This is a genomic window from Bhargavaea massiliensis, from assembly GCF_018390575.1.
Taxonomy (GTDB): domain Bacteria; phylum Bacillota; class Bacilli; order Bacillales_A; family Planococcaceae; genus Bhargavaea; species Bhargavaea massiliensis.
Window position 1 is genome coordinate 422,324 of sequence record NZ_JAHBCJ010000002.1, and the last position, 11,448, is coordinate 433,771.

12 protein-coding genes are annotated in these 11,448 nt (G+C 52.4%); 9 read left to right on the plus strand and 3 right to left on the minus strand.

Annotated elements, in window-relative coordinates:
- Positions 1-87 precede the first annotated feature (87 nt).
- The 6 genes from coxB to KHA84_RS04895 all read left to right on the plus strand — a co-directional run bounded on the left by coxB (position 88) and on the right by KHA84_RS04895 (position 5,618).
- Positions 88-1,155: a cytochrome c oxidase subunit II gene (gene coxB, locus KHA84_RS04870; protein WP_213422398.1), complete on the plus strand. Its 1,068-nt coding sequence runs from the start codon at positions 88-90 to the stop codon at positions 1,153-1,155.
- 27 nt (positions 1,156-1,182) lie between these two features.
- Positions 1,183-3,057, plus strand: coding sequence for a cytochrome c oxidase subunit I (gene ctaD, locus KHA84_RS04875; RefSeq protein ID WP_213422399.1), 1,875 nt, complete (start codon positions 1,183-1,185; stop codon positions 3,055-3,057).
- Positions 3,057-3,683: a cytochrome (ubi)quinol oxidase subunit III gene (locus KHA84_RS04880; protein ID WP_213422400.1), complete on the plus strand. Its 627-nt coding sequence runs from the start codon at positions 3,057-3,059 to the stop codon at positions 3,681-3,683. Before ctaD ends, KHA84_RS04880 begins: the two co-directional genes overlap by 1 nt.
- Before the next feature lies 1 nt (position 3,684).
- Positions 3,685-4,017 carry a cytochrome c oxidase subunit IVB gene (gene ctaF, locus KHA84_RS04885; protein WP_213422401.1) on the plus strand — a complete coding sequence of 111 codons (333 nt, stop codon included), beginning with the start codon at positions 3,685-3,687 and terminating at the stop codon, positions 4,015-4,017.
- 183 nt (positions 4,018-4,200) lie between these two features.
- Complete coding sequence (ctaG, locus tag KHA84_RS04890) at positions 4,201-5,127, plus strand: cytochrome c oxidase assembly factor CtaG (RefSeq protein ID WP_213422422.1); 927 nt, start codon at positions 4,201-4,203, stop codon at positions 5,125-5,127.
- Positions 5,128-5,156: 29 nt separating this feature from the next.
- Entirely contained in the window at positions 5,157-5,618 is a 462-nt protein-coding gene (locus KHA84_RS04895) for a DUF420 domain-containing protein (RefSeq protein WP_213422402.1), read from the plus strand.
- 140 nt (positions 5,619-5,758) lie between these two features.
- Here KHA84_RS04895 and ytvI read toward each other — a convergent pair whose 3' ends face one another.
- Entirely contained in the window at positions 5,759-6,817 is a 1,059-nt protein-coding gene (ytvI, locus tag KHA84_RS04900; protein WP_213422403.1) for a sporulation integral membrane protein YtvI, read from the minus strand.
- A 131-nt stretch (positions 6,818-6,948) separates the two neighbouring features.
- Entirely contained in the window at positions 6,949-7,314 is a 366-nt protein-coding gene (locus KHA84_RS04905) for a YugN family protein (protein WP_213422404.1), read from the minus strand.
- Between the two features lie 151 nt (positions 7,315-7,465).
- Here KHA84_RS04905 and KHA84_RS04910 point away from each other — a divergent pair, with 151 nt between their 5' ends.
- Positions 7,466-8,527, plus strand: coding sequence for a CAP domain-containing protein (locus KHA84_RS04910; protein WP_213422405.1), 1,062 nt, complete (start codon positions 7,466-7,468; stop codon positions 8,525-8,527).
- 9 nt (positions 8,528-8,536) lie between these two features.
- Here KHA84_RS04910 and KHA84_RS04915 read toward each other — a convergent pair whose 3' ends face one another.
- Positions 8,537-9,265 (minus strand): amino acid kinase family protein, encoded by a 729-nt coding sequence (locus KHA84_RS04915; protein ID WP_213422406.1) that lies wholly within the window; start codon positions 9,263-9,265, stop codon positions 8,537-8,539.
- A gap of 114 nt (positions 9,266-9,379) precedes the next feature.
- Between KHA84_RS04915 and KHA84_RS04920 the strand changes: the two genes are divergently transcribed.
- On the plus strand, positions 9,380-10,912 hold the full coding sequence (locus KHA84_RS04920) for a UDP-N-acetylmuramoyl-L-alanyl-D-glutamate--2,6-diaminopimelate ligase (protein WP_213422407.1): 1,533 nt from the start codon (positions 9,380-9,382) through the stop codon (positions 10,910-10,912).
- 5 nt (positions 10,913-10,917) lie between these two features.
- The gene (locus KHA84_RS04925; protein ID WP_213422408.1) at positions 10,918-11,364 is read left to right on the plus strand and encodes a YlbF/YmcA family competence regulator; all 447 of its coding nucleotides are present in this window, start codon (positions 10,918-10,920) and stop codon (positions 11,362-11,364) included.
- Positions 11,365-11,448 lie beyond the last annotated feature (84 nt).

Genomic DNA, 11,448 nt, shown 5'->3' on the forward strand with positions numbered 1-11,448 from the left:
ATTCTTTCTTTGATAAGAATTCATTATAAATTGGGCACTCCGTCCTCATATTTGAAAACATCTATGAAAGAGAGGTTTGGTTAATCGATGATGAAAGGTCTCAAGAAATGGCGCCTTGTAACGCTCCTGGCAGCCCTCACCATCATCCTGTCGGGTTGCGGCGAAGAATACCTCTCGACGCTTATTCCGGCAGGGGAAGTCGGACAGGATCAATTCTTCCTGCTGATTTTGACGACCAGCATCATGGTCCTTGTCATGGCTGTCGTCTTCACCATCTACTTCATTGCGCTGGCTAAATTCCGACGCTCGAAGCTTGGCGACAATTACATGCCGAAGCAAGTCGAAGGCAGCCACAAGCTGGAATTCGTCTGGACGGCGATCCCGATTCTTCTCGTCATCATCATGGCGGTGCCTACTGTCTACTACACCTATAAATTGGGTGATGTGGCGGCGATGGAAGCCACTGACGATGAAGGCAATCCTGAAAACCTCGTCGTCAACGTGACGGCGAAGCTGTACTGGTGGGAGTTCGAATATCCGGAACACGGAATTGTCACTGCCCAGGAACTTGTCGTTCCGACCGGCGAAAGAGTGTATTTCAATCTGATTTCTTCAGACGTCAAGCACTCCTTCTGGATTCCTGCGGTCGGCGGTAAACTGGATAACAACGTCGAAAACGTCAACAAGTTCTATCTGACATTCGACAAAGAGTCCAAAGACCTGGAAGACGGTGTCTTCTACGGCAAATGTGCGGAGCTTTGCGGACCATCCCACGCACTCATGGACTTCAAGGTGAAAAGCCTGAGCCCTGACGAGTTCGACAACTGGGTTGCAGCCATGAAGGAAACTGAAGGCGCAACAGCTAGCGCTGACTCCGCTGATGCGGGCGAAGCAGCGTTTGCACAAAGCTGTATCGGATGCCATGCGGTTTCCGGTGTCGGCACAAGCGGCGCTGCGGCTCCGAACCTTGCCACTTACGGCGACCGCAACCGTGTCGCAGGTTTCCTTCAGCACGACAAGCAAAACACGATCGATTGGATCAAGGATCCTCAGAAGTACAAGCCAGGCAACCTGATGCCGGCCTTCGACAGTCTGTCGGATGAAGACCTGGATGCAATTGCAGATTATCTGCTTGATCTGAAAGTAGAAGAATAAGGTACCGGTAAAGGAGGGTAACTAACAGTGACAACTGTTGCGAATTCAGTCGAACAAAAGAAAGGGTTCGGCGCGACTCTGTGGGATTGGTTGACCACAGTAGACCATAAGAAGATCGGTATCCTTTACCTCATCGGTGGCGGGTTCTTCTTCGTCCTCGGCGGTATTGAAGCGCTTTTGATCCGTCTTCAGCTTCTCATACCGAATAATGATTTCGTCAGTGCGGGGTTCTTTAACGAGCTGATTACGATGCACGGTACGACGATGATCTTCTTGGCAGCGATGCCGCTTTTGTTCGGATTTATGAACTACATTATGCCGCTCCAGATCGGGGCGCGCGACGTTGCGTTTCCATTCGTCAACTCCCTTGGTTTCTGGATGTTCTTCTTCGGGGGTCTGTTCCTTAACCTGAGCTGGTTCCTGGACGCAGCTCCCGATGCGGGCTGGACATCCTATGCATCCCTGTCGATTGCGTCGACAGGCCACGGGATCGACTTCTATGCGATCGGCCTTCAGATTGCCGGCGCAGGTACGCTCATGGCGGGGATCAACTTCCTCGTCACGATCATCAACATGCGTGCACCGGGCATGACTTACATGCGTATGCCGCTATTCACGTGGACAACGTTCATCGCTTCGGCACTGATCCTGTTCGCGTTCCCGCCGCTTACAATCGGTCTGTTCTTCCTGACGTTCGACCGGATGTTTGGCGCGAATTTCTTTGACCATACTATGGGCGGAAACACGATCATCTGGGAGCACATCTTCTGGATTTTCGGTCACCCGGAGGTTTACATTCTCATCCTTCCGGCGTTCGGGATCTTCTCTGAGATCTTCTCGACATTCTCCCGGAAGCGTCTGTTCGGTTATTCTGCGATGGTTTTCGCGACTGTGCTCATCGGGTTCCTCGGCTTCATGGTTTGGGCCCACCACATGTTCACAGTCGGACTTGGACCGACGGCTAACGCGATCTTTGCCGTTGCGACAATGGCTATCGCGGTCCCTACGGGCGTCAAGATCTTTAACTGGCTCCTGACGATGTGGGGCGGAAGCATCAAGATCACGACCCCGATGCTTTATGCACTTGGCTTCATCCCGTCGTTCGTCATGGGTGGCGTCACCGGTGTCCAGCAGGGTGCGGCTCCGCTTGACTACCAGCTCCATGACTCCTACTTCATCGTTGCTCACTTCCACTACGTCATCGTCGGTGGCGTGGTGCTCGGTATTCTTGCAGCAACACACTACTGGTGGCCGAAAATGTTCGGTACGATGCTGAGCGAGAAACTTGGTAAAGTAACATTCTGGTTCTTCTTCATCGGCTTCCACATGACGTTCTTCCTGCAGCACTTCCTCGGTCTGATGGGGATGCCGCGTCGCGTATGGACGTTCATGGACGGCCAGGGCTGGAACCTCTTTAACGCAATCAGTACGGTCGGGGCGATTCTCATGGGTATCGCTACCATTGTCCTGATCATCAACATCATCATCACAACTGCAAGAAACGAACGTGTCGGCAACGACCCGTGGGAAGACGGCCGCACACTTGAGTGGGCCATTCCTTCGCCGCCGCCGTTCTACAACTTTGGCCAGACTCCGCTTGTTCGCGGACTCGACACTTACTGGGTCGAAAAGCAGGAAGGCCATGACGGCTACACTGCAGCTGAGCCGTTGGCCGATATTCACATGCCGAACGGTTCAATCATCCCGTTCTTCATGACACTCGGACTTTTCATCGCCGGTTTTGGTGCGATGTACCGTGTTGATCATAGTTGGGGACTTGCTGTCCTGATTTTCGGGCTTGCGTTCACATTCCTTACGATGGCAATCCGTTCGGTCAAGGATGACCTCGGGTTCTACGTAACGACGGACCAAATCCGCCGCATGGAAAGGGGGCGTGACTGATGGATTTGAATACGAAGTTCACACCTCAGTCCTGGCCGGATCATCCCGAAACGGCTACGATGGAAGCCAAGAACAAGTTCGTCGGTTTCTGGCTCTTCCTCGGTGGAGAGACAATTTTGTTCGCCACGCTCTTTGCAACCTATCTCGCGCTGAAGAACTCGGTTCCTGACGGAAACGAGTTCCGCACCGAGACGCTTTATGAACTGCCGCTTGTCTTTGTCATGACGATGCTTCTTCTTACATCGTCCCTGACAAGTGTCTATGCGATGTATCACATGAAGAACTACAACTTCAAACAGATGCAAGTGTGGCTGGCCATCACCGGCTTCCTCGGCCTCGGATTCCTTGCGCTTGAAGTATACGAGTTCAATCACTACATCCACCTCGGATTCACTTACGGCAACAGTGCATTCAGCTCGGCGTTTTACACGCTTGTCGGAACGCACGGTCTCCACGTTGCGATCGGCCTTGTCTGGCTGACGCTTCTGATCCTGCGGAACGCAAAGCGCGGGCTTAACCTGTATAATGCCACGAAATACTATACGTTTTCGCTTTACTGGCACTTTATCGACGTTGTTTGGGTGTTCATCTTCACGGTAGTCTACTTGATGGGAGTGGTCGGTTAATATGGCACACGATATCGAGATTATCGAAAAGACACCGGCTGAGTTTGCATACAAGAAGCGCCGTTCTGACCGGATGATGCGCAGCCAGCTGATGATGTTCGCGCTCATGATTTTTCTGACGCTCATCTCCTTTGCTGCTGTTCAGGCAGGATTCTCCGCCTACTTTGTCGTCCCGGTTGTACTGCTTCTAGCAGCCATTCAGGTCGGGCTCCAGCTGTATTACTTCATGCATATGAGTGAAAAAGGCCACGGACTGGTTGCGTTCTTTATGTACGGCGGAATGCTTATCGCATTCCTCACAGTCCTTACGTTTGTCACGATCATCTGGTGGTAATGCGGCAACATCCCCGAAGCAATTTTGCTTCGGGGATGTTTTTTTCGTTTCCTGGTGGACCATGCTTGGTACAAGAAATCCTCTGTTGCAGTCCGGTTAAGCATGTGTCATAGTTCGTTCATTGATTCGACTATGTAACGGTCTTATAATGGAGGGAGACATTCAAAAGGAGCGATGGCAATGGTGCCAATTAGCATATTCGGTTTCAGGGCGCTCTGGAGCCCCTACTTTTTCTTGACGCTCGTCGTCCTGTTCCTGCTTTACCTCGCCATCACCGTAAAATGGCGTGACCGTTTTGAAGGAAGCGAGCCGCTGTCGCGAAGTGAATTGATTTACTTTTCGGCAGGGATGTTGCTTGTTTATATCACTAAGGGATCACCGGTTGATCTTCTTGGCCATATTCTATTCAGCATGCACATGGTTCAAATGGCGGTTCTTCTCCTGATTGCAGCGCCATTCCTCATCAAAGGAATTCCGGTGTGGATCTGGAGGAAAGTGTTTGCGGTGCCTGTTCTCGGATTGATTCTCCGCGTACTTACCAAACCGCTGATTAGTGTCATCGTGTTCAGCGCGATGTTCTCTGTGTATCACCTACCAATGATCCTTGATACAATCAAGCTCAGCATTCCGCTCCATGCGATCTTTACGATCACACTGTTCCTTTCGGCGCTCTTCATGTGGTGGCCAATCGTGAACAAAGAGGATTTCGCTCCAAAACTGAACCAAGGGCTGCATAAGATCGCTTACCTCATCTCCAGTGCCATCCTGATCACCCCGGCATGTGCATTGATCATTTTCGTCGATACACCGGTTTATGAAACCTATCAGAGCGGTGAAGCGTGGCTGCAGTCGATGGCACTTTGTGTTCCTGCGGGCACGCTCGGCGTTCTGGCAGGTGCCGGACTTTCCGGCCCGGAAGTGTTCACATCGATGCCGATCTTGTACGATCAGCAGCTTGGCGGTGTAATTATGAAAATCCTCCAGGAAATCATCTATGGCGTCGTACTCGGCCGGATTTTCCTGACTTGGTTCAGACATGAGCGTGATAACGCCGATGAACTTACACAAAAACAATTGCTGGAACGCAAGCGGCTTGCAATGTATAAATAAGCTGCGGCGAACCGTAGGGGGAAATCAAGATGTCAGTCCCGATTTTACCGACAATCAGTACATTTTTTATCGTCCTGAGTGCCATACTCGTTGCCATCGGCTGGGTGCTTATCCTGCAGCGGAAAGTGGATGCGCATAAAAAGACCATGTTGGCAGCGGGCGTCTCTGCGCTCCTGTTCTTTATCATCTACGTATCCCGAACAGTCTTCATTGGCAATACGTCATTCGGCGGCCCGGATCATCTAAAAGTCTATTATACGATTTTCCTCGTGTTCCATATCATGCTGGCGACGACAGGAGCCGTATTCGGTATCGTGTCGATCTATACCGGCCTGAAGGAGAGGCTGCCGAGGCACCGCAAGATTGGACCTGTCACCAGCATCATCTGGTTTTTCACAGCCATCACCGGTGTTGCCGTGTACCTTCTTCTGTACGTCTTCTATGAAGGCGGAGACACAACATCAATGATTAAGGCCATCTTCGGCAATTAAAAAAAGACCGCTTTGGGGCGGCCACAGGCGGCAGACTATGCGAAATCAGCATGGTCTGCTTTTTTTTTCGTTAACTTCATCGCTTTGATCTCTTGGTTCTTTTCCCTGCATGCAGTCCGGAATTGCCTGGCAACAGTGGATCAGATTTTGAATTCCATTTTGATGATTCCCGCTTCACGTGCTGTCGTGAAGAGAATGACAATCAGCGGTCCGATAAACAGGCCAAGGAAACCAAGAAGTTTCAGACCGATAAACATCGAAATCAGCGTGGCAAGAGGGGAGAGGCCGAGCTGCTCGCCCATTACTTTAGGTTCCACTGTACGGCGGGTGACGAGCAAAATGGCCGCGAGAATTGCAAGCTTCGTTCCTTCTGCCACATCACCGACCGCAAACTGATAGATTGACCAGGGGCCAAGGATGATAATGGATCCGAGAATGGGAATCAGATCGATGATCCAAATGATGATGGACATCAGGATGGCATATTCGGGCTTGATGATCAGCAGGCCGACAAACGATGCTGCCAGGATAATGAGACTGACAAGGAACTGAGCCTTAATGAAGCCGAACACCGTACGGTTGAGCCGGTCCGTCATCAGCTTTACTTTTTGTGAGGTGCTATCGGTCAGCCGGTCGAAGACAGTCTTTTTCAGGCCGGGGAGGTCGAGCATAAAGAGGAATAGGGCGATGGCATAGAAAAGCAGGCTGACCAAAAAGTTCGGAATTCCGGTCAGGAGCCCGGTGATCACGTCATAGTTGACAAAGGCGAGAAGAAAATCTCTGGCCGATTCAATCACTTGATTCATGCCGTTCTGGATAGACTCCACCACCTCGAGCGGCATGCCTTCCGTATAGTTGAACATTTTGTCTTGCATATCAATCCATGCGCCGGCAATTGCATTAAAAGTCTCAGGAGCGGACTTTGTAAAGTTGATTAAGCGGCCGACAAGCTGCGTCACCGTAAAGTAGATGAGCAGGGCAAGCAGAAGCAAGAAGAAGATGTAAACCGAAATCACGGTCAGTTTCCTCTTCCATTTGAACCGTGTCATCGTCATCCTGACTAGCGGCTCCAGAAGTATTGCCGTGATCAGGGCAAATATAAGCGGCAGAGAAACCGGCAAGATGAAGAAAGTGATCAGAATGGCAATGACGGCGAGGAAGATGATTGTAAAGGTGCGGCGGTTCAGCCATTTTCCCATGAATGAGGTCTCTCCCAAATTGTTGATACGTTAATTATAGCCAACAAATAGAAATTTGAATAGAAGTGAAAGTTTCGATCTATGTCCGAATGCAATCAAAAAACCCCGCTTGGAAAAGCGGGGTCCAGCCATCAGGCCTGCAATTCATACGGTTTCAGATCTTCCTTCAGTGCAAGAAGGGTCTGGGTGCAGTTTTCAAGAAGATAGTCAGGGAAGTATTCATCTTCTCCATATTCAACACCATGCGGATAATAGTGCTTGCCAATTACAGGCTTCTTCAGATGAATTACCGCATCCCGTGCTCCGACGTCACCGTCTTTCGTGAATCCGAAAACGCGGAGATAGTAAGTGCCTTCCTTGATGACGATTTTTTTATCGTAGCTTACCCGTTCGTAGTCCCATTGTTCAGCGCGGATGAGACCATGCTTGTTCATAATTTCATCAAGCAGTTGGAGATCGGCTGCCACGCCTTCAATGCCGGTGTTCTCAAAGTACATATTCAGTACGCCTCCTTTGGTGCGGTCTGTCTGCATATCATACCCCATCTATGATAGAACAACGGGAAAACAGTTGCAATGACAAGATTGTGTCCAAAGTCCGCGCACTGTTATAATGGTCCCAATAAACAGAGATCGAGGAGTTTTTTGATTGAAATTCGCACTCAGGCTAATTGCGGTCCTTGCCGCCATCACGGCAGTGGTCCTTTTTACGACGCAAAATACAAAAGAGAATGATCCTCTGATTTCACCGGTGCCGAATTCGGCCATGCCGGGGGAGGGCGCCCCTCCAATGGGGCAGGAAGCGGTTAGCCGGCCGGAAAACGGCCTATCCATATTTGTCGGTGAAACGACAGAAAAGCTTACCGAAAAATATGGCAGGCCGGATCGGATCGAGCCATCCATGCATGGCTATGAATGGTGGGTGTATAGCGGATCAGAGAATACTTATATGGTGGCCGGTGTCCAGAACAGCACCGTCAATCAGGTGTATGCCGCCGGCAGGGATTTGGATGTCAGCCCATTCGCCATCGGCGAATCCATGGAGGAAATTTACCGGTCTACAATCATCGAACCCGAGGTCAGCGTCGAGATTGGAACCAATAGGTACCTGTTTTCCATGAATGGCGATGATTTGGAGGAACGGCTTCTGGTGGCCTATGAAGGGGTATACGCCCAAATTTACGCCGACCGGGAAGAGGGGGAGGTCATGGCGGTCCGATTCTTGTCTCCGAGGGTGCTTGTCCTGCACCAGCCGTATGAGATGACGTATGAAGGACATCTGATCGCAGCTGAGCCGCTGTCATCGGCAGTGCAGACCGCGGCAGACCGGGCAGCCGAGCAACAGGTCATGGAGCTGACGAATGTGTTCCGACAGCGGCATGGACTGCGGCCGCTGCAGGCGGATCGCAGCGCAGCGGTCATTGCCCGTGAGCGTGCCGCTGGTGCTGCCAGGGGCAGCCGTTCGGAGGAAAGTGTCGGTCCGCTGTCTGAGCAGCTGAAATTGGCAGGCATCGACTACAGTGAAGCGGGTGAAAATATCGCGGCAGACTATGTGGATTCCGCGGCAACCGTCCACGGCTGGGTGAATTCTCCTGAACACCGTGATCTGATTTTCAGTAGGAAATACAACCGGCAAGCAGCCGGTGTATCCAATAAAGTGTATTCACATCTGTTCCTGAGCCGGAAGGAACCGGCCGGCTCATCCGATTGAGACGGCCGGTCATCCCGTTACGAAGGTTCCCGGATTTTCTTCGGAAAAGCTGCGGATGTGAAGCGGCACGGATGCCATCGCGGCATACAGTGCCGCTTTTCTTTGGATAACGGGCCGCTCGGTATCCAGCAACGGAAGCAGCTCTGCGTAGGTGAGTGTTTTCAATAATTGTGCATCCGGCTTCACGGATGGATCCGCCTCCATCACGCCGGGTACATCCTTGAAGAATTCAACAATTTCAGCATCCAGTACATCACCCAGGACCACTGCGGTCAGGTCACTGCCGCCGCGTCCCGTCGTCCGGATCCGCCCGTCGCGTCCTGTCCCCTGGAAGCCGGGTACGACGGCAACATTGCAATCACCCCAAATGCGGAAAAAAGGCTCCAGTTCCATTTTCAGATCTGCGCTGCCGAATGGTCCTTCGGTCAGAATTCCCGAACGGCTTCCGTAGATCAGTTCGTTTTCTATTCCTTCCTTTTCAAGCTCGGCAGACATGATTGCCGAAGCCAAAAGCTCCCCGCAACCAGCCGCGACATCTTGGGCATGAGGCGAGATGCCGAGTGCCTCACTGATGGTCAGCAGGCTGTCCGTTGAATAGGGATCTCCAGCCCTCCCCATGGCGGATACGACTATGACGACCTTCCCGTGTTCCCTGACCGCCCTTCTGATATGACGGATACATGCTTTCCTGGAGCGGCTATCCCTCATGGCGACCCCTCCGAATTTCTGGATGATCATCGAACTACGCCACCATCTTTCTTCGTGTCATTCAACCACCGTCCTACATACGATGGAGGGTACTCCAACATAATGTATTCGCTCGGAACAAAAATGTTCGGGAAGGGGTCAGGCATGATCGAATTATGCGAGCTGCTGAAAAACTGGCCGTGCACGGCAAAGGGCGGGGATTTCCGGGCACTTGTCAGCGGCGTGACGGATCATTCGGCCGAAGTCATTCCCGGTTCGGTGTTCGTAGCCAGGAAAGGGCGTTCTGCAAGCGGGCTGGACCATATCCAGGAAGCACTTCATAACGGGGCGGTAGCGGTTGTCACCGATATTTCCCGTCCTCCTGCGCTACCGCAGGGCGTGTCGGCAATTTCGGTGCCGGATGCCGCTGACTTTCTCGCCTACGCCTGCTCGGCATTCTACGGCCATCCATCCAGGGAACTGACGGTGTTTGCAGTGACCGGAACGAACGGAAAAACAACCACCACCCGGTTTATCGGCCAATTATTGAAGGCATGCGGAATACGGGCAGCCGTCATCGGAACACTCGGCGTGTGGATTGATGGAAGAAAAGCGCCGCTTCAGACTCCACCGATGACGACTCTGCCGCCCGCTCACCTGCACCGGGTTCTAAGGTATTGTGCGGACGAAGGGGTCACACATATCGCGATGGAGGCCTCTTCCCTCGGGTTATCGGGAAGGCGCCTCGACCATTGCAGCATCGATTATGGGATCTTCCTTAATATCGGAACGGACCATCATGCCGAGCATGGCGGGGAAGAAGCTTATCTTCGCGCCAAAGGCAGATTGTCCGGACTTGCCGGAAAGATCATCTTAAATGCGGATGATCCCGCCGTTTTGAGTATTACCGGAAATAGGCGGCCTGTAATGACTTTTGGCGAGCGGCACGGGGGAGACACGCACCTTAGAATCGACGATGACGGCAAAGGGGACTGGGTGCTTGCGGCCGGTGACGCTCTGACGGTCATCCGTACTCCGGTGGAGGGCCGGCACAATCGACTGAATGTCGCCGCTGCCTTTGCCTCACTGATGGCCGCCGGATTCAACATGTCCGAACTCTGCAGAAACGCTTCCTGCCTATCCCTGCCCGAGGGCAGGATGCAGGAAGCGGAAGGGGCGGGCATTCGAGTGTTTGTTGACTATGCACATACGCCCGACGCCCTTGAAGCAGTGCTCAGCGCACTTTCCTCCCTATGCACGGGCAGGCTGATTTCTGTCTTCGGCTGCGGCGGGGACCGGGATAGGGAAAAACGGCCTCAGATGGGGAGGGTCGCGGGAGAGTATTCGGACTCGGTCTGGGTGACTTCAGACAACCCAAGAAGCGAAGAACCGGCTCGGATTATCTCTGACATCATGGCGGGGCTGGAAAATACACCAGCCTTTGTCCGTGCAGAGACGGACAGGGAGCGTGCCATCCGCGGTGCCATCTATGAGGCAGAACCAGGTGATATCGTGCTCATCGCCGGAAAGGGACATGAGGAGATCCAGATTTCCAAGTCTTCCTCAAGGCCATTCTCCGACTTTCGGACGGCTCTCCATTTTCTCGGAGAACGCGAAGCGGAAAGTGGTGCATCAGGCGGAGACAGCAGAGTGCAAACGACCGACAGATTCTGGTATGATGGGAGTGGAATGGAGTGATGCCCATGATGATGACTGATGAATGGCTCCGGGTCATCGAGGAATCCGAACAGCTCAGCCGGATGATTGTCTCTTCCGAAACGGCGGAGGCTTACCGGCTTGCACATATTAGTGTTTATTCCGATCCCGGCCTTGTGCAGGAGATCGCTGAGTTTGCAAAATTAAAGGAACAGTATGAGGAGGTTCAGCGGTTCGGCCGCTATCACCCCGACTACAGCACCGTCATGAGGGATATCCGCACGAAAAAGCGGGAGCTCGACATGAATGACAAAGTGGCCGCGCTTAAAGTGGCAGAGAACGATTTGCAGGACCTTCTCGATGAAGTGAGCCTGCTGATTGGGAAGACCGTTTCCGAATCCGTCAAGGTCCCCGTGAGCAACCCGTTCTTCGAGACCGCATCCGCCTGCGGCGGCAGCTGCGGAACCGGCGGCGGCTGTTCCTGCAGTGCTTGAATACAGAAAAAGGAGATGCCGTCCGGGCATCTCAGACTGTAGACAAAGTGAGTGTAATGCTCCTTTGTCTGCAGTTTTTTCTTT